Here is a 23,250-nt window from a genome sequence, read left to right on the forward strand (position 1 = left end):
TGCCATGGGGGTCTTCGTCTTCCTGCCGTTGGTACTGCCGTTGACGGCCTGGCCCGTCGCACGGCTGGCCGAGCACCATCTCCATCCCAGGGCCGCGACCTGGCTGCTGAGCGCGGTCGCGGCCGTTCTCGCCGTATGCAGCACCCTGTGCCTCGGGCTGCTCATGGTGGTGGGGACCGCCCAACTGCCCGGAAACCCCCTGCCCGACGGGTGGTCGGATCCCGAGGTCCGCGCGGCCGTTCCCTACGACGAGATCGCCGGACGGATCGCGATCCCCGCCCTCGTCGCCGTACTCGCCGCCTGCACGGCGACGGCGTGGCGCCACCTGCGGGTCCGGAGGCGGGCCGAGCGGGCTCTGGCCGGACTGCCCGGTTCGCCCGTGGCGGTGCTGCCCGACGCCTCCCCGTACGCCTACGCCCTGCCCGGCGGTCGCGGCCGGATCGTCGTCACGACCGGCATGCTGGCCGGGCTGAACTCCGGCGAGCGAAGGGCTCTGTTCGCCCATGAGCGGGCACATCTGTCCCGGCGCCATCACCGGTTCCTGCTGACCGTCCAACTCGCGGCTCGGGCGAACCCGTTCCTGCGGCCCTTGCGTACGGCCGTCGCCTACTCGACCGAGCGGTGGGCGGACGAGGAGGCGGCCCTGGCCGTGGGCAGCCGTCGAACCGTGGCACGGGCGGTGGCCAAGTCGGCGCTGATCTCACGGGGTTCACCCGTCGCCGCTCTGGCGCACTTCGCCGACGCGGCCGGGCCGGTACCGCGCCGGGTGGCGGCCCTGCTCGGGCCGGCTCCTTCGCCACGGATCTGGCCGCCGGTGTTCACCGCCGTCGGGCTGGCCGCTTGGGGCGCCACGGCGGGGACGACCGTGTCGGCGCTGTCCTCCGCGAACGCGGCGGTGACGCTCTTCTTCATCCTGCACGCCGCCACCCCGATATAGGGGGACCCGTATAGAGGGACCCATGCATAGACGGACCCATGCATAGAGGGACCCATACAGGGGGGCGGGGAGGGGCGGTCGGTCGCCGAAGCCCCTCCCCGCCCGCCTCAGGCGCGTGCCTTGAACCTCTCCAGCGCGGCGACGCCCGCTGCGGCGAGGCCGATCTGGATGGTCCACTCGATCCAGTCGATGCCCTTGGTGTCCGCGACTCCCAGACCCGCCGCGAGGGCGGTGCCGACGAGGGCGGCGACGATGCCGACGGCGATCGTCCACAGGACGCCGATCCGCTGCCGGCCGGGCAGGACGAGCCTGCCCAGGGTGCCGATGACGACGCCGATGACGATCGCGCTGATGATGCCCGAGATCTCCATAGCTGTCCTTTTCCCTGTCTCGTACGGCGGTAACGGGAAAGCCCGTTACAGGTCGAACTCGTGCGGCGGCAGGTCGAGGGTGAAGCACGCCTCGCGGACGACGGCCTGCTCGGTCTTGTCGAAGTCGCCGTCGGCGCCGCCGATGACGATGCCGATCTGGATCACGGCGCGGGCCTCGGCGGGCTTCTTCTTCGCCTTGGCGATCTCCTGGAGCACGCTGACCTTGCCGAAGTCGAAGTCGGCGGTCAGCTTGTTCAGGTTCTCGTCGAAGCGGCGCTGGAGGTCGGCCGCGTCGAAGTTCCGCAGGACCTCGTTGGTGGCGATGAGCTGGGCGACCCTCTGGCGTTCCGAGGGGTCGATCGTGCCGTCCGCGGCGGCCACGAGGGCGCACATCGCCATGGAGGCGTCACGGAAGGCACCGGACGTGAGGTCGTTCTTCTTCGCCATCAGCTGCGTCTGCATCGTCGACGCGGACTCCTTGATGCGGTCCCACAGGGCCATCGAGAACTCCCTAGAAAGCGTGGAGGGTCGCCCGGGCCGGGTGGGGTGATGGCCCGGGCGAACCATCTTCTACATTACTGTAGAAGCTATCAGGTGCGGGTGAACGCGGGTCAGCGCACCAGCGCGGCGACCTCCTTCGCGAGGCGGCCCTCCAGTCCGGCTCCTCGCACGACCACGTCTCCGCCCCGGTCGAGCAGGACGTACACACCCGGCGTGGAGACACCGAACCTTCCCCACACCTCCTTGCCGGGATCCGAAAGGTGAAGCAGTCCTCGCGTACCGGTCAGCTCGGCGAAGTCCCGGCGAAGGGCCTCGCCGCCACCACCGGCGACGCCGAGGACGTTGACCCGCCCCTCGTACAGGTCCGCGGTCATCGCGACCTCAGGCGCCTGCGTCCGGCATGCGACGCACGACGGTTCCCAGAACCACAGCACCGCCGGCTGCCCGGCGAGCGAGCGCCCCTCGAACGGTTTCGAGTCCAGCGTCGCCGAGACGAACGCGAGCGCCTCCGACGGGCCGTGCACCCCCTCGGACTCCCCCGCCGCCCGGCCGCAGGCCACCACGGTGACGGCGAGGACTGCCGCTGCCGAGGCGGCGAGCAGGGAACGGCGCATACGACTCACAGGCATGGCGGGCTCCAGGCATGTAGTTTCCGGAGAGGCGGGCCCCTCCGGAAACTACATGCCTGGAGCAGTGAGGCCTGGGCCGCGGACGCCGCCACACGCGGGTCGGCCCCCGTCCGGCGCACATCGGCCCGGCCCAGCGGGCGACGGCGGGCGACGGCTGGCGACGGCGGGCGACACCCCGGACCGTCTTCCGCCGTCGCGCCGCTCGCCTCTCACGACCTCCGGTCAGCCCTCGTCGCCCTCGCCCCCTCCCTCCTCGTCCCCCTCGAAGAAGTCGCCCACCTCGTCGACGACCTCGGCGGCCACCATGCCACCGACCACGCCGACTGCCAGGCCCGCGGCACCGGCGGCGACCGCCGCCCCCATGCCCGGACCGGAACGGTGGCCGTCCCTGTGGTGACCGCCGTGGTGGTGGTCACCATGGCCGCCCTGCGCGAAGAGCGCTCCACCGGCCTGCCCGTACGAGCCGTGCGAACCGTACGAGCCGCGGTGCTCGACGAGCTGCCGGACCCAGCCCTCGACCTCGGCCTTCCAGTCGGTCTGCTCGACACCGCGGTGGCCGACCGTGAAGCGCGTCAGGGCGTCATGCCCCTCGGAGTGGAAGCCGCCGCGCTTGTCGGCCTCCAGGACCACCTCCAGGCCGGCGGGCCCGGCGAGGAAGGTCACCTCGATCTCGTTGACCTGGTGGGCGTACTGCGGCGCCGGGGACAGCTCGATCTCCTGGTAGAAGGGGAGCTGCTGGCCCGTCCCGCCGATGCGACCGAGTTCCAGGTCGGCGGACTTGAAGCCGAAGCCGAGCTGTCCGAACGCCTCCAGGATCGCTTCCTGGGCGGGCAGCGGGCGTACGGCGAGCGGGTCGAGGTCACCCTTGTCCTTGGCGCCGGCCACACCGAGCTCGGTGCGTACACCGAGGACGATGCCGAGGCCCTGCCCGTACAGCTCGGTGATCGGCGCCTCCCACGGCAGCGCGAAGGAGAACGGCACGCTGCGGCGCTCCCCTTCGGCCAGCCGGAAGCCGCCCGCGACGACGTGCCGGTCGAAGGCCACCATGCCCTCCGCCTCGCCCTCGTCGTACTCGGCCTCGACGCGGGCGACGAGTTCCAGGGTGACGTGCTCGACCGTGAAGTCGGCGTTGCCGCCCTGGAGATGGACCTGTCCGGCGACGACGCCACCGGGCGCCACCGCACCCGGGTCGAGCACCGTGTCCACCGACGGGCCCCCTACGCCGAGAGAGCCGAGCAGACGCTTGAACACCATCGGGCGTTCACTCCTTCATATCGCTTGCGGGATCGAGCACTTCGACCGATGCACACACCGGCCATCTACACTCGTGTAGAAGCATAGGGGCGGTGAGGGTCGCCCCCATGCCGCTCCACGCGCGTCGGCCCATGCGATCCGAACTCGGGCCCCGACCAACGGCGAAGAGGAACACGAGCAGGTGAACACGGCAGGAACGGGCGGTATCGGCGACGACCCCGGCCGCAATCTCGGCGACGACCTCGGCCGCGATCTCGGCCACAACCCCGACCGGGATCCCGGCGACGATCCCGGTGAGATCGTCCGGGTCTTCGCCGCGCTCGCCTCCCCCGTCCGCCTGCGCGTCCTCCACGTCCTCGCGCAGGGACCGAGCGACGTGACACACCTTGTCGAGCAGGTCGGCGGCGCCGCGTCCACGGTCAGCCAGCACCTCCTCACCCTTCGGCGGGCCGGCCTCGTCGGCGTCCGCAGGGACGGGCGGCGGCAGGTGTACTTCACCGAGGACCCGCACGCCGTCGCGGAACTCCGGCGCGCGACGGAGCGGCTGGCCACGCGCCGGCGGGCCACCGATCAGGGAGCGGCGGGGTCGTAGCCGTACCGCAGCGGGCCCGGCTCTCGGCTGTCACGGCGGTAGAGATAGACGGCCGTCGCCCGCATGCCGTCCGCCGGATCCTCCACCTCGCAGGGATACGTCACCTGGACAAGGCCGGGCCGACCCTGCACCCGCACGCGCGCCCCGTCGGCAGGACCTCCTACGAGGAGGGCCGATTCCCATCCCGGTACGTGTTCGGTCATGCGCGATCACCTCGGTTTCGCGAGTGGGCAAAGGCGGGAAATGGCGACGCTTCGGCACCTCGCGGACTCACCCCGAGGCGCCGAAGCGTGGAGGCACGACTACTTGGCGGCGTCCAGCGCCGCGAGGGCCTGCGCCCACCGGACGTACTTCAACTCGGCCAGGTCGGCGACGGTCTTGACGCCGAACGCCTGCTCCAGGAGCTCGCCGTCACGGTCGGAGACGCCCTTCAGGGCGGCGACGGGCGCGGCGAGGATCTCGGGGAGGCCCTTGTCCGCCCACGCCTTGTCCAGCACCTTGTCGAGATCGATCGAAGCCATGACGAACCTCCGGCAGTCGAAAGGCGCGACCACCGCGCCTCTACACGCTTGTAGAGGATAGGCGGGCGCGTGCCTCCGCGAACGCGCCTGATCGGTTCTCCGCCAACATCGTCCGAAAGCGTGCGCGGAGCGGCCCGACACGGCGGCCTCAGGCCGTCTGCGGCCCCATGATCCGCACGAGGAGGTCGTCGTCCAGGCTGACCAGGCTGGCGAGTTCGCCCTCGCCGTCGCGCACGAGGGCGAGGGAGGCCCGTCGCCGGCGGAGGTGCTCGATGGCGTCGGAGACGGTGCCGGTGGCGGCCGGCTCCGGTACGGGGCGGGCGAGGTCGCGCGCGGCGAGGTTCCTGCCACGGGTGCGGGCGACGAGGACGCCCCGGGCGTGCCCCGACCCGAGGACGCGGTCGCCGTCCCTGACCAGAAGGCGGGAACGGTCGGCTTCGGACGCCTGGGCGAGGACCGCGTCGAGCCCGGCGGCGGCCAGGACGGCGACGATGTCGGCGGCCGGGGTCTGGGACTGGGTGAGGGAGCGGGTGATGAGCTGGGGGCACCGACCCGCCAGGCGATATCGGTCGGGGCCGCTGGACGGCCGTTCTGGTCGAACACGCCCAGCCCACGACGAGGCTGGGGTGCTGTCGAAACTCGGGCTCTGGCGCAACTTCTGTGAAGGTGGATCACTCGCGGTGAGGACAGCCGCCTCACGACTCCGCCGGAGTGCTCGTTCGTCAGAGGCCAGGGATGCCGTAGTACATGAGGCCGGATGCCAGCGGAACGCCCAACGCGGCAACTCCCCCCAGCACGCCCGGCCGAGTGCGAGCGTCCACGAACGCGGCTGCCTGCAGCATCAGAGCCGCAGGCATGAACAAGAACAGTGCCACGATGAGACCCACCACCGCCCAGGCCAGCAGGCCAGTACCGATGATGAGGGACGTCCAGGCGAACGCCCGGGGCGAGCGTCGCAGGAAGAGCGGGAGGGATACCGGCATGGCGGTGAGGAGGAATATCCCTCCGAGCCCGGTGGGCAGACCGATGGCCAATGCCGGCAGAAGAGACACGACTGCAGCCACCGCGAGCACCGACTGCCCCGTACGAACAAGCCCACGCTCCATACCTACCCCTCCCCAATTGAACCCGTTCAATTCGAACACGTTCAACATAGCTGGCTTTCGGATCTATGCCAAGCTGTCCAGCTGCCCACGACCACGGAGAGTGACCCGTAGCCAGCCATCACGGAAGTTGTGCCAGAACCCGTTCTCGCGGACAGAGCCACACCTCCGCTCCCCGGTTCGGCGCGTCAGGGGAGGTGGTGGCACGGCTCGTGCTGGGAGGCTCACCCATTGCGGGTCGCTCACTCGTCGTCGTCCTGGGATGGGGATCCGGGCGGGATCGGCCGGCGGAGACGCGGCTTCTACACCACTGCAAAGGAAAGGCGATCTCCGATCGAGGGCCTCCCCCGTCACTCCACCGCCCGACCATCGACCGCCGACCGCCGACGCCCGACGGCCGACGGCCGACGGCGAAACTCACCGTCGACCGCCCGGGGGCATCAGGCGCGCTCGCCTCCATGGCCCAGTAGCCCTAGGCTCGGACAACAGGAGAAGAAGTAACTCCTATGGGCCTCTGCTCCCCGGGATCGTCGACTTCTTCGAGGGGCGTCGCTGCGAACACGGCCGCGAACTCTGCAGACCCGGCAACGACAGAGGACGTAGTGCCGTGCCCACACCACAGTCAAGGCCACCTCACTCATCCGCGCCGGCTTCACAGGAGAAGCCCCTACCACCGCCCGCCCTCCGGAACAGACCGAGCTACGCGCTCTGTTGGCACTTGCCTGCTTCAAACACGGGACGCTGACCGCGCCTCGGCTGCGCTGGCGGGTAGGGCAGATCGACGCGTATGCCCCCGCCAGCTCCCCCGGTCCGATCATCTACTGCTGACGTCAACGCCTGAGACAACGTCGCTCTCCACCTCGTCGGCAGTTCGACCGACCCATGCATCCCTGGAATGCGGGTCGAGGAGCGCCTGAGCTATCACGTGTGGCGCCTGCGACACCTGCCTAGCGGCGTCGTTCATTGCCGCACCCTGATCTGGATGGCGGCCTCGGCCTCGCTTTGGATCGTCGGAGCCGCCGTCGGCCCCGGTAGTAGGCGGCGACCGCACTGACCGACCTCACCGGTACCGGGCTGGGCCACCGGCTTCCCCGCCGTCACCGCTTTCGAGGGCCCCGAAGGAGGCTTCCCCGTCGCGTGGACGAGCATCGCCACTCTGGGCGCGGCCATCTTCTCCGCCTCCCTTCCCTTCTGGCCACCTTGGACCCGGCACGCCGAGCAGCGTCCATCCGCCCGGCCCGCGCGGTCCGCGTGACGGACCGACCCGACGACGAGAGCCACCTGACTCTTGATCAGATAAGTCAGCAAAAGGTCGGCATCGATCCGATTGAACCTTGTCACACCTGCCCGAGACGAGTGGCTCCAAGTTCCCTCCCAGAGCCGCTGGACCCCCGATCCCCGAGCGCCGGCACGTGCCGGATCGAGGGTCCGACCATGGCAGCCGTCAGCCGGAACGCAGCTGCGGCGGTCGCACGTTTCCCCAGGTCAGCGCACTCGTCCGCGCGGCTTCAGCGGGGCTGCGGGCAGTTCCGGGGCGGTCAGGCGGGCACCGTCGTAGCCGTGTACCTCGCCGAACCGCGAGCCCTTCTCCCAGTCCTCGCGCGCCTGGGCGATCTCGTCACCGGATCGGCCGACGAAGTTCCACCACATGACGATCTCCTCCTCGAAGGGTTCGCCGCCGAGGAGCATCAGGCCCGCGTCGGAGGAGGCCCGGAGGGGGAGGTGGGTGCGGCCGCAGCCGAGGTAGAGCATCGAGCCGGGGAGGACGGGGACGCCGTCGACGTGCACCTCGCCGGACATGGAGAGGACGGCGTACTCGAAGTCCGGGTCGAGCGGCAGCTCGGTCTCGGTGCCGGCGGCGAGGGCGAGGTCGGCGCCGACGAGGGGCGTGTACGTGGTCCCCGGCGACGTCGCGCCGTCGAGGGAGCCGAGGATGACCGTGGCGGTGAGGCCGGGCGCGGTGACCTGCGGCAGGTCGGCGTGGTGCTGGAAGTGCGGCTCGACGTGCCGGTGGGCGTCGGGCAGGGCGACCCACAGCTGAGCACCGTGCAGGAAGCGGGCGTGCGGGCGGGGGCTCTCCTCGGAGTGGGAGATCGCCCGGCCGGAGGTCATCAGGCCCAGTTCGCGGGGGCGGATCGCCTGGAGACTGCCGGTCGAGTCGCGGTGCAGGACCTCGCCCTCGTGCAGCCAGCTGACGGTCTGGAGGCCCATGTGCGGGTGGGGCGGCACCTGCATGCCGGGTTCGTCGGCGATGTCGTCGGGGCCGTAGTGGTCGACGAAGGCCCAGGCGCCGACCATCCGGCGGCCGAGGTTCGGCAGCAGGCGCCGCACCTCGGTCGACTCGCCCAGGCGGACGCGCCGGGGGCTGAGGAGTTCGCGTACGGGCTCGGCGACGACGAAGCCGCGGCCACCGCACACGGCGAGCTCGGCCTGGCGGTCGAGATTGCTCATCGGGGATCGACACCTCTCCAGTGGGGGGACATCAGAAAGCATCCTAGTAGTGGAATGTTCAACTAGTCTTCGGTGTTGACGAGGTCGGACCACCCCACAGGGTGGCAGATCCGGCACCCCGGAACAGGGAGAGCAAGTGAGCGACACGTACTACGAGTTCGGAACGGCCGCCGACCGCTGGAGCCGGGCGCAGCTGTTCTTCGACGCGAAGGAGTACCAGACCGCCGTCCGTATCCTGCGCGGCCTCGTCGCCGAGCACCCGGACCAGACGGCCCAGCGGCTGCTGCTCGCCCGCGCCTACTACCACTCCGCCCAGCTGAAGCCCGCCGAGACCGAGCTCCGCGCCATCCTGGAGCGCGACCCGGTGGAGCACTACGCCCGGCTGATGCTCGGCCGCACCCTGGAGCGCCAGGGCCGCCAGGACGAGGCCGCCCCGCACCTGCGGATGGCCGCGGCGATGAGCGGCGAGCTGCCGTCCTGACAGCAGGACGCCCCGGCGACTGGCCATGGGGCGTCCTGACGCGGAACTGATACCCCCGCGCGGTATGGTCAGGCCCAGGAGGACCCGATCATGCCCAGACCCCGGCCGCGCCACGGCGAGCGAGCGGGAGGTGCCGCAGCGCACCTCCTGCTCGTCGCCGTGCTCGCACTCGGGGTGTTCATGATGCATTCCGTGGGCCATCCCGAGGGCTCAGCGGCAGGCACCTCCACGACGGGAGCAGCGCACACCGGCAACCACGGCGGCGGTCCGGCCGCAGCCGACCACGGCTCGCCGCAACCGGACGACGGGCACGCGCCCGGCTCCGGGATGGACATGACCACGCTCTGCGTGGCCGTCCTCGCCGGCTGGCTGCTCGCCGGCCTCGTCCGGGCCGCGCTCGGCCGCCACCCCGACTGGCTCGCCCTCCTCCTCGCACGGCTCGCCCCGGCGCTCGCGCCGCACGCCCCGCCGCCCCTCCCTCCCGACCTCGCCCGACTGTCCGTCCTGCGGATCTAGGCCGTACCCCCTCGCCGCGGGCCGCTCCACGCTGCCCGCGCGCCACCGGTACCAGCCCCCTGACCCGTACGTACAGCACACGAGGACTCACCATGCGTACCTTCCGCAAGCGCACCACCCGCACCCGCACCCGCGCCCTCGGCCTGACCGGCGCCGTCGCCGCGGCCGCCCTGCTCCTCGCCGCCTGCGGCAACGACGGCACCACGAACGGCATGGCCCACGGCGGCACGCCCTCCACGACCGCCACCGCCACCGCTCCCTCGGCCGCCGCAGGGACCTTCAACGACGCGGACGTGATGTTCGCGCAGATGATGATCCCCCACCACGAGCAGGCCCTGGACATGGCCGAGCTCGCCGACGGGCGCGCCGAGGACGCCGACGTGAAGAAGATCGTCGCGGCGATCGAGAAGGCACAGGACCCCGAGATCCAGAAGATGCGGGCCTGGCTGAAGGGCTGGGGCAAGCCCGAATCCGCCGGGATGGACCACGGCATGGCCGGGATGATGTCCGAGCAGGACATGAAGGACCTCGCCGCCGCGAAGGGCAAGGACTTCGACCGCACGTTCGCGGAGCTGATGATCGCCCACCACGAAGGCGCGGTGGAGATGGCGAAGACCGAGCAGAAGGACGGCGGCAACGCGGAGGCGAAGGCCCTGGCCGGCGAGGTCGTCACCGCTCAGACCGCGGAGATCGCCGAGCTGAGGAAGATCCTCGACCGCCTCTGACACGCGATCGGGATCCGTGGGTCACGGATGTGGATGCAACATCCGGTATCCAACATCCGTGATCCGGTAGCCCACATCCGTGATCTGTGATCCGGTCCGGCCCTCGGTCGACCTCCGGGCCCGCTCCAACTACTCGGGGCGGGCCCGGGATCCGGGATTCCGGATCCAAGCTTCTGGATCCGGGATTCCGTGCCCCGGATTTTGGATCCACGGTCCGGATTTTGGATCCAGGATCTCGGATCCAAAATCCGGATCCAGAATCCCGGATGCCCGATTCCGTCTCTCGGATCCAGCATCCCACTTCCAAGATCCAGGTCCAGGTTCCCGAGTCCGGATCTCGGATCTCGGATCTCGGATCTCGGATCCGATCTTCCGCGCCCTCTCCGTCACCTCCTGGCAAACGAAAGAACCATGACCATGCTCCGCCTCCCCCGAACCGCGGCCATCTCCGCCGCCCTCGCCCTCGCCCTGACCGCCTGCTCGCAGTCCCCAGGATCCGACCACGCCAGTCGATCCAGCGGAGCGGCCTCCCCCCTCACCCATATCCATGGCCTCGGCCTCCACGAAGACACCCTCTACGTCGCGACGCACGAGGGGATCTACTCCCCCGGGGCCGGCGGCGCGCCCGTGCTCGTCGGGGAGCGGCGGGACGACTTCATGGGGTTCACCGTCGCCGCTGACGGTACGTTCCTGGCCAGTGGTCACCCCGCCCCGGGCAGCGGCGGCCCCTCGAACCTCGGTCTGGTCACCTCTGGCGACACCGGACGCACCTGGAAGGAGAGGTCCCTCGGCGGCGAGGTCGACTTCCACTCCCTCGACACCGTCCCCGGCGGGTCGGTCTACGGCTATGACAGCGGCAACGGGCGGCTGCGGGTGACCCGGGACCAGGTCGTCTGGGAGGACAGGGCGGAGCTCCGTGCCCTCGACATCGCGGTCTCGCCGGCCGACCCGGAAGTCGTGCTCGCCACGACCGAGAGCGGCGTCGCCCGGAGTGCCGACGGCGGCAGAACCTTCTCGGCCGGGGCCGGGCAGGTCCTCGCGTATGTCTCGTGGGGTGCGGGCGACGCGCTGTTCGGGGTGTCGCCGGACGGGGTTCTCTTCCGTTCCGGGGACGGTGGGCGGGCCTGGATCCGGGTGGGCCCCGTTCCCGGTGGAGGGGGCCCGCAGGCGCTGACCGTCGTGGACGCGCGCCGGCTGCTCGTGGCCTCGGGGGACGGGGTCTACGAGTCGAGGGACGCCGGCCGTTCCTTCGTACGCCGGATGGAGGTGGCGTCCGGGGCCGGGGAGGACGGGCACTGACAGAGGCGTGCGGGGGGGGGCTCGTCTTGCGGAGGGCCCCACCGCCACCTCGCCGCCCACGACCACCGTCTCCGCGACGGTGCCGGGGATCTCCTCCGGGGCGATGCGCAGGATGTCGCGGGAGAGGACGACGAAGTCGGCGAGCTTGCCGACGGTGAGCGAGCCGCGCTCGTGCTCCAGGAAGTTCGCGTACGCCGAGCCCATCGTGTAGCCCTCGACGGCCTCCGCGACGGTGAGGGTCTGGCCCGCCGTCCAGGGCTCGCCGCCGGCGAGCGGGCGGCGGGTGACGGCGGCGTGGATGCCGACCATGGGGTCCATCTCCGCGACGTTCCAGTCGCTGGAGAGGGCGAGGACGGCGCCCGCGTCGCGCAGGTCGCGGAGCGGCCAGGCCTTGTGCCAGCGGTCGGGGCCGATGTTCTCGGCCCAGTCCTGGCCCGGGCCCGCGATGTCGGGGGCGGCGTGGCGGGGCTGCATGCAGGCGACGACGCCGAGTTCGGCGAAGCGCGGGGTGTCGGCCGGGTCGAGGCACTCGACGTGGACGACCTGGTGGCGAGCGTCGCGCGGACCGTTGGCCACGCGCGCGTGGGCGATGGCGTCGAGGACGGTGCGGATGCCGCGGTCGCCGGTGGCGTGCACGAAGCACTGGAAGCCGCGGGCGTCGAGGCGGGTGAGCAGCTCGGCGAACTCCTCCGGCGGGTAGAAGGTGCCGCCCCGGTGGTGGGCACAGCCCGCGTACGGCTCCAGGAGGGCGGCGGTGCGGGGTTCGACGACGTCGTCGATGTAGAGCTTCAGCGGGCCGACGCGGAAGCGGTCGTCGGCGTGTTCCGCGGCTGCCGTCTCGAAGGCGTCGAGGTCGGCGTCGGTGGTGCCGCGGGGGTGGAAGAGGGCGGCGACGATCCGGGAGCGGAGCCGGCCCTCGGCACGCGCGCGTGCGAAGAGGGTGAGGTCGTCGAGGGAGTTCTGGGGTTCGACGACGGTGGTGATGCCGAAGCGGATCGCGTCGTCGAGGCTGCGGGCGAGGCGGCCGTACTGGCGGTCGGGCGAGGCCCAGGGGACGCCGAGGGCGCGCAGGGCGCGGTGGCCGTCGCGGGACAGGCCCTTGACCGCGAAGTCCTTGACGAAGCCGGTGGGTTCGCCGGTGACGGGGTCGGTGACGGCGCGTCCGAAGGGCAGGTCGGTGTGGTCGCGGTCGACTCCGAGGGCGCGCAGGGCGGCGGTGTTGAGCCAGGCGGTGTGGACGTCGTAGCTGAGGACGAGGGCGGGGGTGGTGCCGGTGGCGGGGTCGAGGTCGGCGGCGGTGGGCATGCGGCCGCCGGGGATCGCGGAGTAGTCGAAGGCCTCGGCCTCGATCCAGGGGGCGTCGGGGTGGGCGGCGTGCCAGCCGCGCACGCGCGCGTGGATCTCGTCGAGGGTGCGGGCGCCGGCGAGCTGGACGCAGGTGTCGTCGGAGCCGAGCCTCACGTGGTTGTGGGCGTCGACGAAGCCGGGCAGGACGAGCCGTCCGCCGGCGTCGAGGACGCGGGTGTCGGGGCCGGTCCAGGCGGAGGCGTCCGCGTCGGCGCCGAGCCAGGCGATCCGCCCGTCCCGTACGGCCATCGCCTCCGCCTCGGGCAGGGCGGGGTCGACGGTGTGGACACGGGCGCCGGTGAGGAGCAGGTCGGCGGGCACGGGGGCGGGCGCGGGGGTGGTGCCGTTCATGCGGGGTGCGTTCCTTGTCGTACGGGTGGGGTGGCGGCGGTCGCGGGTGTGGCGGGTCCGGTCAGGCGGCCGGGTGCGGGACGGCGGTGCGGCGGGCCAGGAGGACGTACACGAGCGCGGCGACGGGTGCGCCGAGGAGCGTGAGGTCGGCGCCGCCGAGTGGCGCGACGAGCGGGCCGGTCCAGAGGGCGGAGTCGCAGGTGAGGGCGGAGAAGACGCCGCCGGCGAGGAGGGCGGCGGCGCCGGCGGGGAGGGCGGCGGCGCCGGCGGGGTGCCAGCCGGATCGGTACCAGTAGGCGCCGTCGGGGTCGGTGCGGTGCAGGGCATCGGAGTCGTACCGGCAGCGGCGCAGGACCATGTCGGCGAGGAAGACGCCGCCCCAGGGGGCGAAGACGATGATCAGGAGGGAGAGGAAGGAGAGGAGGGAGGTGGTGAAGTCGGTGAGGAACAGGGCGCCGAGGGAGCCCGCGGCGGTCACGGCGGCGCTGACGGCGAGGGCGCGGGCGCGGTTCCAGGGGATGCCGAGGACCTGGAGGTTGAGGCCGGAGGAGTACAGGGTGATGACGGAGTTGGTGACGGAGCCGCCGAGGACGAGGGCGAGGAAGACCGGCCGGAACCAGCCGGGCAGCAGGCTCTCGGCGCCGGCGACGGCGTCGGTCATGTCCGTCTGTGTGGCGGCGGCGACGCCCGCGACGCCGAGGGCGACGGAGGAGAGGAAGCCGCCGAGGGCGCCGCCGGCGGTGACGGCGCGCAGGCTGGTGGTGCGGGGGAGGTAGCGGGTGTAGTCGGCGGGCATCGGGAGGTACGAGAAGGGGCCGGCCAGCATCACCACGAAGGCCAGGCTCCAGCCGGCCGCACCGGGCCCGCTCGCGGGGGCGGAGGTGTCGGCGCCCGGCACGAGGAGGACGACGAGGACGCCGAAGCCGACGGCGAGGACGTACGCCATCCAGCGCTCGGCGAACTGGACGGTGGCGTGGCCCCAGAAGGAGATCGCGAAGGTCAGGGCGAGGGTGACGGCGAGCGCCAGGGCGCGGGGCGCGGCTCCGCCGGACCAGCCGAGGGCGGCGAGGAAGGCTTCCAGGGCGAGGGTGCCGACGACGGTGTTGACGACCGTGTAGCCGATGCTGACGAGCCAGTTGAGCGCGCCGGCGGGGCGGTTGCCGCGGAGGCCGAAGGCGGCGCGGGAGAGGACGAGGGTGGCGGTGCCGGTGCGGACGCCGCCGAGGCCGGCGGCGCCGATGGCGAGGAAGGAGAGGCCGCCGATCACGACGACGGCGGTGGCCTGCCAGAAGGAGAGGCCGAAGGCTACGGCGAGGGCGCCGTTGATGACGTAGGTGAAGGTGAGGTTCGAGCCGAACCAGACCCAGAAGACGTCCTTGGCGCTGCCGTGGCGCTCGGCGTCGGGGATGGGGTCGATGCCGTGCTCCTCGACCTGGAAGACCTCGTCCCGGGTGGCGGTCTGTGGTGCCGTCGTGTCGTGGTCGAGCACATCACGCTCCTCTGTCTGGATCCTGCATGGCGATCTTGAATGGCGTTCTAAGTTCTTGAATGGCAGTCAAGATGAGTGACAGTTCCGGACACGTCAAGACCCTGGCGGGAATCCGGCTAAGGTCAGGGCTGTACGACGGCGGACCGGAGCGAGGAAGCGGGGCGGCGGCGATGGCAGGGGCGGCACGGCGGCGCGACGGACACGTCACCCAGGAGCGGATGCTGGAGGAGGCCATGGCGGCGATCGCCGAGGACGGCCTCGCCTCCCTCACCATGTCCGCGCTGGCCGAACGGCTCGGCACCAGCGGCGGCCACATCCTCTACTACTTTGGATCCAAAGACCGGCTGCTGCTCGCCGCGCTGCGCTGGAGCGAGGCCGCGCTCGCCGAGGAGCGCAGGGCACTGCTCGGCCGCCGGACCGGCGCCGAGCGGAAACTCGACGACTTCCTCCGCCTCTATCTGCCGCGCGGGCCGCGCGATCCGCGCTGGACTCTCTGGATCGAACTCTGGGCCAGGACCGCGGGCAACCCCGAACTCCGCGAAGCCCAGCGGGAACTGGACGCCGACTGGCAGCGCGACCTGGAGTCCCTGCTCGCCGCGGGCGCGGCCCGCGGCCGCTTCGCCCCGCTCGACGCGGCGGCCCGCGCCTCCGAACTCCTCGCCCTCCTCGACGGCCTGAGCACGAGGGTCGTCCTCGGACAGGACTCCACCCCCGGCGCCCGCCCCGCCCTGGAGTCCGCCCGGGCCGCCGCGGCCCTGCTCGTACCGCGCGCCTGAGTGACGTGCCTGAGTCTCGCCCCTGAGCCGAGCGCCCAACGCGCAAGGCGTTCAGCCCGCGACCGGCTCCACCGGTTCGAACGGCCAGGCCGGCGCGTCGGGGTGACGCTCCATCTGCTCCGCGTACCAGATCATCTGCTCGGCGTGGAGCACCGGCCGCGACAGCCGCGCCACCGCCGGATACGAGGCCGCGACCACACCCGCCACGAGGAGCGCCGCCTCGGCGTCCGAGGCCGGATCGCCCGGGCGCTCGTGCGGCACCCCGTACCACTCGGCGACGGCGGGCAGCGAACGCCCGCCGGGCCGGTAGCGGTCGACGTGCCGGTCCAGGACCAGCGGATCGCAGATCGGGGCGACGCCTCCGCCCTCCGGGAGGCGGTCGACGAGGGGCGTGAGGCTGTGGCGGAGCAGTTCGGCGTGGAGAGTCGACAGGACGTGCGGGGCGTACCAGACGACGAGCAGTTCGCGGCTCGCGAGGTGGTCGGTGAGGAGAGTGGCTAGCTCTTCGAGGGCTTGGGCGGGTGGGGAGGGCGAGGAGGTCGGGGAAGGTGAGCTGGGTGGGGAGTGCTGGATCTTGGATCCAACATCCGAATGATGAAGATCGGATCCAAGATCCAGTACCCAATCTCGCGCCGTCCCGTCACTCCCCCGCACCGCCGCCCCCGTGATCCGGTCCCTCTCGGGTCGGTTCCCGGTGGATCCAATATCCAGGGACAGCAGCCGTCGACGGTGCCACCCCGGATGGTCGCCGGCCGCCGGCGGCCCCGGCGCGGGAGCGTGCTCGCGGTGGTAGACGTCCCACCCGCGCCGGCCGTGCCGGAGGAGTCCGGTGCCGGCCGGGACCAGGTCGCCGCACCGGGCGCAGGGGGCGTCGTAGGCGTTGGCGCGAGCCTCGGGGTTCACGCCGGGTCGGCGCCGTCCCGGTAGGCCTCCAGGAGGCGGAGCCAGACCTCGCTGAGCGTGGGGTACGAGGGGACGGCGTGCCACAGGCGGGAGACGGGGACCTCGGCGGTGACGGCGATGGTGGCGGCGTGGAGGAGTTCGCCGACGGCGGGGCCGACGAAGGTGGCGCCGAGGAGCACCTCTCGGTCGAGGTCGACGACGAGCCGGGCGCGGCCCCGGTAGCCATGGGCGTAGAGGCCCGCGCCTGCGACGGAGCTCATCTCGACGTCGACGGCGCGGACCTGGTGTCCGGCGCGTTCGGCCTCGGCGAGGCTCAGGCCGACGGCGGTGGCCTCCGGGTCGCAGAAGACCACCTGGGGGACAGCGGCGTGGTCGGCGGTGGCGGCGTGCGGCCCCCAGGGCGCGGCGTCCGGGAGCGCGGTGCCGGCCGCGCGGGCGGCGATCGCGGCACCGGCGATCCGGGCCTGGTACTTGCCCTGGTGGGTGAGGAGGGCGCGGTGGTTGACGTCGCCGACGGCGTAGAGCCAGTCGGTGCCGGTGACGAGGAGGCTGTCGTCGACGTCGAGCCAGGAGCCGGGTTCCAGGCCGACGGTCTCCAGGCCGATGGACTCGGTGCGCGGGGCGCGACCGGTGGCGAAGAGGACCTCGTCGCCCTCGACCGTGTCGCCGCCCTCCAGGACCACGGTGACGGGGCCGCTGCCTCCGTCCCGTACGACCGCCTCGACGGTGACGCCGGTGAGGACGTCGGCGCCGCGCGCCCGCAGGGCCTCGGCGACGTGTTCGCCGACGAAGGGCTCCATCCTGGGGAGCAGCCGGTCGCCGCGTACCAGCATCGTCACGTGGGAGCCGAGGGCGTGCCAGGCGGTGGCCATCTCGACGCCGACGACGCCTCCGCCGACGACGATCAGGCGGCCCGGCACCCGATCGGCGCTGGTCGCCTCGCGGCTGGTCCAGGGGCGGGCACCGGAGAGCCCGGGCAGCGGGGGCAGGACGGCGCGGCTGCCGGTGCAGACGGCCACGGCGTGCCGGGCGGTCAGGACGTGGTGTTCGCCCTCCGGGCCGTCGACGACGATCCGGCGCGGCCCGGCCACACGCCCGTGCCCGCGGTAGACGCGTACCCCGATCGAATCCAACCAGTCGACCTGCCCGTCGTCCTTCCAGTGCCCGACGGTCTCGTCGCGGTGCGCGAAGACCTCCAGAGCGTCCAGGGGGCCGTAGACGGCCTCGCGCAGACCGGGGACCTTGCGCGCGTCGGAGCGGGCGAGGACCGGGCGGAGCAGGGCCTTGCTGGGCATGCACGCCCAGTAGGAGCACTCGCCGCCGAGGAGTTCGGCCTCCACGATCGCGGCGGTCAGGCCGGCCGCCCGTACCCGGTCGACGACGTTCTCGCCGACCGGCCCCGCGCCGAGGACCACCACGTCGTACTCGTGCTCGTGCTCATTCACGCGCGCGTGCGCGTGCTTCTCCGCGTGCTTCTCCGCGTGCTCGTTCGCCACCGTTCGCGTCATGGGGACCAGTCTGGTGGGTAGGGGCCGGAATAGCGCGGCTCGATACGCCGTTGTGCGGGGCGAGTCCCCAGGGGACCGTGAGGACACCACCGGAGACCGAAAGGCGGAAGCATGAGCACCATCGAGCTCACCAAGGACAACTTCGACGAGGTCGTGAGCGGAAACGACTTCGTCCTGATCGACTTCTGGGCTTCCTGGTGCGGTCCGTGCCGTCAGTTCAGCCCGGTGTACGAGGCCGCTTCCGAGCGCCACCAGGACCTGGTCTTCGCCAAGGTCGACACCGAGGCGCAGCAGGAGCTCGCGGCCGCCTTCGAGATCCGGTCGATCCCGACCCTGATGATCGTCCGGGACAACGTGGCGATCTTCGCGCAGCCCGGCGCGCTGCCCGAGGCGGCCCTGGAGGACGTCATCGGCCAGGCGCGCAAGCTGGACATGGACGAGGTCCGCAAGTCGGTCGCGGCGCAGCAGCAGGCCGCGTCCGAGTGAGCCGAGCGCCCCGCGCACGGTGAGAGCCCCCGCTCCGGCGGGGGCTCTCCCGTGTCCGTACGGCTCCCTCGCGAAGCGGTGCTCGGGGCAGTCGTCCGGTCAGCGCTCCAGGACCAGGGCCAGGCCCTGGCCGACGCCGATGCAGAGGGCGGCGAGACCGGTGCCCGAACCGGCGGCGGCGAGCTGGTGGGCGACCGAGCCGGCGAGGCGGGCGCCGGAGGCGCCGAGCGGGTGGCCGAGGGCGATGGCGCCGCCGCGCGGGTTGACGATCGAGGGGTCGAGTTCCGGCCATTCGGCGAGGCAGCCGAGGGCCTGGGCGGCGAAGGCCTCGTTGAGTTCGAAGGTGGTCAGGTCGGCGAAGGAGCGGTCGGCCTTGCCCAGGGCACGCTGGACGGCGGCGACCGGGCCGAGGCCGAAGAGCTGGGGCTCGATGCCGGTGACGGCGGAGGTACGGATCCGGGCGAGGGGCTCGCGCCCGGTCTCGCGCAGGCCGTCCTCGTCGACGAGGAGGAGGGCGGCGGCGCCGTCGTTGAGCGGGGAGGCGTTGCCGGCGGTCACGGTGCCGCCGTCGGCCCTGAAGGCGGGCCTGAGGCGGCCGAGTGCCTCCAGGGAGGTGTTCTCGCGGACGCATTCGTCGCGGGTCAGCTCCGCGCCCGGGTACGCGACGACCTCGCCGTCGTACAGTCCCTTGGCCCAGGCCTCGGCGGCCTTGCGGTGGCTGTCGAGGGCGAAGGCGTCCTGGACGTCGCGGCCGAGGGCGTGCTTGTCGGCGACGAGTTCGGCGCCCTCGCCCAGGGAGACGGTCCACTCGGCGGGCATCGCCGGGTTGGTCATGCGCCAGCCGAGGGTGGTCGAGTGCAGCTGCTGGTGGCCGGCGGGGAAGGCGCGCTCGGGCTTCTGGAGCACCCAGGGGGCGCGGGACATGGACTCGACGCCGCCGGCGATCGCGACGGAGGCGTCGCCGAGGGCGATCGCGCGGGCCGCCTGGATCACGGCCTCCAGGCCGGACCCGCAGAGGCGGTTGACGGTGACCCCGGGGACGGTGACGGGCAGGCCGGCGAGGAGGACGGCCATCCTGGCGACGTCGCGGTTGTCCTCGCCGGCGCCGTTGGCGTCGCCGAAGTAGACGTCGTCGACGAGGGCCGGGTCGAGGTCGGGGGTGCGGTCGACGAGGGCCTTGACGACATGGGCGGCGAGGTCGTCCGGCCGTACGGAGGCGAGGGCGCCGCCGAACTTCCCGATGGGGGTGCGGACGGCGTCGACGATGTACACGTCGCGGATACTCATCGGATCTCTCCCGGGTCCCGGCGGAACGACTCTGTTCGCCTGGTGAAACAAGTTTCGCGCGGCTGCGCGCGCAGAGTCTGGGCCCCGGCGCCACGGCTGTCAACGGGTCGTAGGCTGGTCCGATGTTCGATCGGCTGGAGATCTCCTTCGCGCCCGTGTCCTTCGAGAGCCACCGTCTGGTGCGTCTGCGCGTCAACGGCGAGGACGTCGTCGACGACGGCGCGGGCCCCGGCGCGCGTGGGCTGGGTGTGGACCGGATGTTCCCCCTGGACGCTCCCAGCCCCTTGCGCGCGACCTCCGAACCGCGCCGCGTCGACCTCGGCGAGCCCGACTGCACCGGCGGGTGCTGCGGCTTCCTCTCTGCGGTCGTGCGGCGACACGGCGACGTCGTCCAGTGGACGGAGTGGCTGGTTCCCGACGGGGAGTCGCGCCCTCCCGAGCTGGACTTCGAGGCCGACGCGTACGACGCCGAGCTGACCCGCGCCGAGGCGGAACTCGGCGCCGCCGAAGCCGCTCACGCCGAGCGGGAGGCCCTCACCCCTGGGGCCGCCCGTACCGAAGCCGAGGCGTACATCGCCCGCGCGGTCGAGGCGGCCGGGGAACGTTTCGGCCCGGAAACGGCCCGCACCGTGGCCCGCCTCCTCACCGAGCAGCTGGAAGGGTCGACGGGTCCGGGGCGCCGGAGGCGGGCGGGCGGGCCGGAGGGGGCGGGGTACCGGAGGGAGCCGGGTGGGCCGACGGGTGCGGAGCCGCGCCGGACGGAGCCGGAGGGGCCCTCGGGTCCCGCGCGCGGGACCGGCGCGGACGGGGCGACGGACGGACCGAAGGGCGGCTGAGTCGCCCTGCGCCACCCGGGCGGCGGTTGCCCGCTTCCCCCCTCCCGGCACACCTTCCTCACCCCGCCCTACCTGCCCCCTCCCCCGGGTCCCGCACCAGCGCCACCAGCCCGTAGTCCAGCTCGCGGCCGTCCACCAGGAGGGCTTCCACCGTGCGGGTCTCGGGGTCGATGTCGGCGGTCATGCCGTGGCCCTCGTAGATCGGGTATCCGGTCTCGCCGTAACGGCCGGTGCGCTCCACCACGGCGGAGCGCACCGCGCTGTCGGCGACGCTCGCGCCGCCCCGGTCCACGACGTGGCCGGGGACGAGGAGGATCTCGTAACGGTTCGGGTGCGTGCTCATGCACCGACGCTAAGCGCTCAGCTGGACTCGCGCCGGACGACCCGCGAGTCCAGGAGGGGGCGGGTGCTTGTCTCGACGGCGGTGCCGTTCACGGCGCTGTCGACGAGCTCGGCCAGCTCCCCGCCCTCGATCAGGTCGATGTGCACGGTGCTCAGCCGGGGGCGCAGGAGCCGGCCGAGGAGGAGGTCGTCGGCGCCGACGACGGCGGTCTCCTCGGGCACCGCGACGCCCGCGTCCTGGAGGGCGCGCATCAGGAGCATGGCGTACTCGTCGTTGTAGGCGAACACGCCGTCGAGGGCGAGTTCCGGCCAGCGCGCGGCCAGCGCCCCGGCGGACTCCTCCGTGTACGCGAGGGGAAGGGGTACGACTCCGGCGCCGGCGGCCTCCGCGGCGCGGCGGGCGCCGTCCAGCCGGGGGCCCGAGAACATGCCGAGGCCCGCCTCCTCGGGGACGACGACGCCGATCCGGCGGCGGCCGGTGGCGATGAGGTGCTCGGCGGCGACCTGGCCGACCCGCGGCTGGTCGAGGACGAGGGAGTGGGCACCCTCGGTCGCCCGGGTCCCCACGGTGATGACGGCCTTGACGCCGGAGCGCCTGAGGATCTCCACGGCCCCGGGGGCCACCTCGACCTCCCCCACCGAGACGACGGCGGCGGGGCGCAGCTCGGCCCAGGCGCGGGCGGCGTCCTCGGGGGCGAGACCGACGCTGCCGTACTGGACGACGGTGTAGTCGAGGCGGCGCAGGGCCCACTGGAGGTCGTTGAAGAAGCTGCTGTAGAGCGGGCCGACGGGGACGTGGGCGCTGGGCAGCAGCACCATCCGGCTGTGGCCGGCGCGCAGGGTGCGGGCGGCGGCGTGGGGCACGTAGCCCAGCTCGCGGGCGGCCTCGCGGACCCGTTCACGGGTCGGTTCGCTGATCCGGACCGCGGCGGTGTTGTTCAGGACGTAGCTGACGGTGGCTCGGGAGACGCCCGCGAGCCGCGCCACGTCGGCGCTGGTCGGCACGGTGCGTGCGGGAGTGCGGCCCGGGGTGCCGTCGGCAGGCTGTTCGATCGACTGACTCATCGCTTCGGCATCTTTCCAGAACAATCCGGCGCCAGGTCTGGTGGATGGCCGGAATCGAGTGCTACACAATGCTGACACGCGTCACTGACACGTGTCACTACCCTCGTATTCATCCACCTTCCGCCCCCTCGTCGGGCGTTCTCCCCTGGAGGGCAACGTGGCCCTTTCCTCCCCCGGGACCGGATCCGGAGCCGAAGCTGGATCCGATATCCGATCCAAGGTTGGATCCGAAGCCGGTACGGGCTCCGCCCCCGCACCCGACACCCCCCACTCCCCCACCGCTCCCCGCCCCACCCGCGGACTGCTCCCTCTCCTGCTCCTCGGCAACAGCGCGATGTACGCGCTCTACGTCGGCGTGGCGGGCATACTGCTCGCGCTCCAGATCGAGGCCATCGACCCGGCCGAGAAGGTGGCGAACCTCGGGCTCGTCGCAGGCATATCCGCGATCTTCGCGACCGTCTTCAACCCGGTCGCGGGGGCACTCTCCGACCGCTCCGGGCGGCGCAACCCGTGGATCCTCGCAGGCGGGCTGCTCGCCGTGCCGGTGATGCTGTTGCTCGGCAGCGTGCACACGATCCTGCTGGTCACGATCGCCTGGTGTCTCGGGCAGGCGGTGATGAACGTGTACCAGGCGGCCATCATCTCCGTCGTGCCCGACCGCGTCCCGCTCGCCTCCCGCGGCAAGGCCTCGGCGGCCGTGGGCCTCGGCCTGCCGATCGGCTCCACGATCGGCGCCCTGGTCGGCGCGGCCTACTCCGACGACTACCGGACCGGCTATCTGGTCTTCGGCGCGATCGTCGCCGTCACCTCGGTGGTCTTCACCTCCCTCGCCCGTGAGGAACGGATGCCGGCGAAGGCACCGCTGCCGGTGAAGGCGCAGATCGCCGCGTTCGGCAGCGCGCTCAGGGACCACGACTTCCGCTGGGCGTTCATCGGCCGGGCGTTGCTCGTCCTCGGCTACTTCGCGGTGTCCGGCTTCCAGCTCTACATCCTCAAGGACCACACCGATCTGCCGGCCGGGCTCTCGGCAGAGGAGGCCGTCGCCGTCCTCATGCCGGTCAACTCCGTTGCCATGGTGGTCTCGACGGTGCTCGGCGGCTGGCTGTCCGACCGTTACGACCGCCGCAAGCTGTTCGTCGGGGCCTCCGCCGCGCTGGCCGCCGGGGCGCTGCTCATCCCGGCGCTCTCCAGCAGCTGGACGGCGATGCTGGCCTTCTCGGTCGTCAACGGCCTCGGTTTCGGCTGCTACATGGCGGTGGACACGGCTCTGGTGACGATGGTGCTGCCGGCAGCAGAGGACGCCGCTCGCGACATGGGCGTGCTGAACGTCGCCAACGCGGGTCCACAGATCGTGGCGCCGTTCGTCGCCTCCGCCGTGGTGTCGATCGGCGGCGGCTACACGCCGCTGTTCCTCGTCGCGGCGGTGCTGTCGGTCCTGGGCGCCCTCGCGGTGCGGCCGATCCGCTCGGTCCGCTGATCG

General features: G+C 72.3%; 24 protein-coding genes and 2 pseudogenes. 10 read left to right on the forward strand and 16 right to left on the reverse strand.

Annotation, left to right across the window (positions count from 1 at the left end):
* Positions 1 to 4 precede the first annotated feature (4 nt).
* Entirely contained in the window at positions 5 to 937 is a 933-nt protein-coding gene (locus HHL19_RS19595; RefSeq protein WP_169091402.1) for a M56 family metallopeptidase, read from the forward strand.
* Between the two features lie 107 nt (positions 938 to 1,044).
* Here HHL19_RS19595 and HHL19_RS19600 read toward each other — a convergent pair whose 3' ends face one another.
* From HHL19_RS19600 to HHL19_RS19615, 4 genes are all read right to left on the reverse strand, one after another.
* A complete protein-coding gene (locus HHL19_RS19600; RefSeq protein WP_169091404.1) occupies positions 1,045 to 1,308 on the reverse strand; it encodes a GlsB/YeaQ/YmgE family stress response membrane protein in 264 nt (87 codons plus the stop codon).
* A 45-nt stretch (positions 1,309 to 1,353) separates the two neighbouring features.
* The gene (locus HHL19_RS19605) at positions 1,354 to 1,809 is read right to left on the reverse strand and encodes a TerB family tellurite resistance protein (RefSeq protein ID WP_169091405.1); all 456 of its coding nucleotides are present in this window, start codon (positions 1,807 to 1,809) and stop codon (positions 1,354 to 1,356) included.
* A gap of 110 nt (positions 1,810 to 1,919) precedes the next feature.
* Positions 1,920 to 2,438 carry a redoxin domain-containing protein gene (locus HHL19_RS19610; RefSeq protein WP_240981731.1) on the reverse strand — a complete coding sequence of 173 codons (519 nt, stop codon included), beginning with the start codon at positions 2,436 to 2,438 and terminating at the stop codon, positions 1,920 to 1,922.
* Between the two features lie 222 nt (positions 2,439 to 2,660).
* Positions 2,661 to 3,692, reverse strand: a complete 1,032-nt coding sequence (locus HHL19_RS19615) for a sporulation protein (protein WP_169091406.1) — start codon at positions 3,690 to 3,692, stop codon at positions 2,661 to 2,663.
* A 181-nt stretch (positions 3,693 to 3,873) separates the two neighbouring features.
* Between HHL19_RS19615 and HHL19_RS19620 the strand changes: the two genes are divergently transcribed.
* Positions 3,874 to 4,284 (forward strand): metalloregulator ArsR/SmtB family transcription factor, encoded by a 411-nt coding sequence (locus tag HHL19_RS19620; RefSeq protein WP_346768308.1) that lies wholly within the window; start codon positions 3,874 to 3,876, stop codon positions 4,282 to 4,284.
* On the opposite strand, the gene HHL19_RS19625 is transcribed toward HHL19_RS19620, so the two are convergent.
* From HHL19_RS19625 to HHL19_RS19645, 5 genes and pseudogenes are all read right to left on the reverse strand, one after another.
* Complete coding sequence (locus tag HHL19_RS19625) at positions 4,263 to 4,487, reverse strand: hypothetical protein (RefSeq protein ID WP_169091407.1); 225 nt, start codon at positions 4,485 to 4,487, stop codon at positions 4,263 to 4,265. The genes HHL19_RS19620 and HHL19_RS19625 overlap by 22 nt on opposite strands.
* A 99-nt stretch (positions 4,488 to 4,586) precedes the next feature.
* A complete protein-coding gene (locus tag HHL19_RS19630) occupies positions 4,587 to 4,805 on the reverse strand; it encodes a hypothetical protein (protein WP_169091408.1) in 219 nt (72 codons plus the stop codon).
* 148 nt (positions 4,806 to 4,953) lie between these two features.
* Positions 4,954 to 5,343, reverse strand: a pseudogene (locus HHL19_RS19635) (hypothetical protein); the annotation flags it as partial.
* A 184-nt stretch (positions 5,344 to 5,527) separates the two neighbouring features.
* Positions 5,528 to 5,911, reverse strand: a complete 384-nt coding sequence (locus HHL19_RS19640) for a hypothetical protein (protein ID WP_169091410.1) — start codon at positions 5,909 to 5,911, stop codon at positions 5,528 to 5,530.
* 1,482 nt (positions 5,912 to 7,393) lie between these two features.
* Entirely contained in the window at positions 7,394 to 8,359 is a 966-nt protein-coding gene (locus tag HHL19_RS19645; RefSeq protein ID WP_169091411.1) for a pirin family protein, read from the reverse strand.
* Between the two features lie 136 nt (positions 8,360 to 8,495).
* Between HHL19_RS19645 and HHL19_RS19650 the strand changes: the two genes are divergently transcribed.
* The 4 genes from HHL19_RS19650 to HHL19_RS37445 all read left to right on the forward strand — a co-directional run bounded on the left by HHL19_RS19650 (position 8,496) and on the right by HHL19_RS37445 (position 11,380).
* Positions 8,496 to 8,840, forward strand: coding sequence for a tetratricopeptide repeat protein (locus tag HHL19_RS19650; protein ID WP_169091412.1), 345 nt, complete (start codon positions 8,496 to 8,498; stop codon positions 8,838 to 8,840).
* Between the two features lie 90 nt (positions 8,841 to 8,930).
* The gene (locus HHL19_RS19655; RefSeq protein ID WP_169091413.1) at positions 8,931 to 9,356 is read left to right on the forward strand and encodes a DUF6153 family protein; all 426 of its coding nucleotides are present in this window, start codon (positions 8,931 to 8,933) and stop codon (positions 9,354 to 9,356) included.
* A 92-nt stretch (positions 9,357 to 9,448) separates the two neighbouring features.
* Positions 9,449 to 10,081, forward strand: coding sequence for a DUF305 domain-containing protein (locus tag HHL19_RS19660; protein WP_169091414.1), 633 nt, complete (start codon positions 9,449 to 9,451; stop codon positions 10,079 to 10,081).
* 417 nt (positions 10,082 to 10,498) lie between these two features.
* Complete coding sequence (locus tag HHL19_RS37445; RefSeq protein WP_346768330.1) at positions 10,499 to 11,380, forward strand: F510_1955 family glycosylhydrolase; 882 nt, start codon at positions 10,499 to 10,501, stop codon at positions 11,378 to 11,380.
* Between the two features lie 45 nt (positions 11,381 to 11,425).
* Here HHL19_RS37445 and HHL19_RS19670 read toward each other — a convergent pair.
* Positions 11,426 to 13,078: pseudogene (locus HHL19_RS19670) on the reverse strand (amidohydrolase); the annotation flags it as partial.
* Between the two features lie 61 nt (positions 13,079 to 13,139).
* Entirely contained in the window at positions 13,140 to 14,567 is a 1,428-nt protein-coding gene (locus tag HHL19_RS19675; RefSeq protein WP_169091416.1) for a cytosine permease, read from the reverse strand.
* A gap of 170 nt (positions 14,568 to 14,737) precedes the next feature.
* On the opposite strand from HHL19_RS19675, the gene HHL19_RS19680 reads away from it, so the two are divergent.
* Complete coding sequence (locus tag HHL19_RS19680) at positions 14,738 to 15,343, forward strand: TetR/AcrR family transcriptional regulator (RefSeq protein WP_169091418.1); 606 nt, start codon at positions 14,738 to 14,740, stop codon at positions 15,341 to 15,343.
* A gap of 51 nt (positions 15,344 to 15,394) precedes the next feature.
* Here HHL19_RS19680 and HHL19_RS19685 read toward each other — a convergent pair whose 3' ends face one another.
* Positions 15,395 to 16,246: a DNA polymerase III subunit epsilon gene (locus HHL19_RS19685; protein WP_169091420.1), complete on the reverse strand. Its 852-nt coding sequence runs from the start codon at positions 16,244 to 16,246 to the stop codon at positions 15,395 to 15,397.
* Complete coding sequence (locus HHL19_RS19690) at positions 16,243 to 17,754, reverse strand: NAD(P)/FAD-dependent oxidoreductase (protein WP_169091422.1); 1,512 nt, start codon at positions 17,752 to 17,754, stop codon at positions 16,243 to 16,245. Before HHL19_RS19690 ends, HHL19_RS19685 begins: the two co-directional genes overlap by 4 nt.
* A 111-nt stretch (positions 17,755 to 17,865) precedes the next feature.
* On the opposite strand from HHL19_RS19690, the gene trxA reads away from it, so the two are divergent.
* The gene (gene trxA / locus HHL19_RS19695; RefSeq protein ID WP_169091424.1) at positions 17,866 to 18,240 is read left to right on the forward strand and encodes a thioredoxin; all 375 of its coding nucleotides are present in this window, start codon (positions 17,866 to 17,868) and stop codon (positions 18,238 to 18,240) included.
* Between the two features lie 99 nt (positions 18,241 to 18,339).
* On the opposite strand, the gene HHL19_RS19700 is transcribed toward trxA, so the two are convergent.
* Positions 18,340 to 19,527: a thiolase family protein gene (locus HHL19_RS19700; protein ID WP_169091426.1), complete on the reverse strand. Its 1,188-nt coding sequence runs from the start codon at positions 19,525 to 19,527 to the stop codon at positions 18,340 to 18,342.
* A gap of 122 nt (positions 19,528 to 19,649) precedes the next feature.
* On the opposite strand from HHL19_RS19700, the gene HHL19_RS36825 reads away from it, so the two are divergent.
* Complete coding sequence (locus HHL19_RS36825; protein WP_206324893.1) at positions 19,650 to 20,363, forward strand: hypothetical protein; 714 nt, start codon at positions 19,650 to 19,652, stop codon at positions 20,361 to 20,363.
* Positions 20,364 to 20,421: 58 nt separating this feature from the next.
* Here HHL19_RS36825 and HHL19_RS19710 read toward each other — a convergent pair whose 3' ends face one another.
* The gene (locus tag HHL19_RS19710) at positions 20,422 to 20,706 is read right to left on the reverse strand and encodes a hypothetical protein (protein WP_169091429.1); all 285 of its coding nucleotides are present in this window, start codon (positions 20,704 to 20,706) and stop codon (positions 20,422 to 20,424) included.
* Positions 20,707 to 20,723: 17 nt separating this feature from the next.
* Positions 20,724 to 21,770 carry a LacI family DNA-binding transcriptional regulator gene (locus tag HHL19_RS19715; protein WP_169091431.1) on the reverse strand — a complete coding sequence of 349 codons (1,047 nt, stop codon included), beginning with the start codon at positions 21,768 to 21,770 and terminating at the stop codon, positions 20,724 to 20,726.
* 157 nt (positions 21,771 to 21,927) lie between these two features.
* On the opposite strand from HHL19_RS19715, the gene HHL19_RS19720 reads away from it, so the two are divergent.
* A complete protein-coding gene (locus HHL19_RS19720) occupies positions 21,928 to 23,247 on the forward strand; it encodes an MFS transporter (RefSeq protein WP_346768309.1) in 1,320 nt (439 codons plus the stop codon).
* Positions 23,248 to 23,250: the final 3 nt, after the last annotated feature.

This window comes from Streptomyces sp. R302, from assembly GCF_012927245.1.
Lineage (GTDB): Bacteria > Actinomycetota > Actinomycetes > Streptomycetales > Streptomycetaceae > Streptomyces.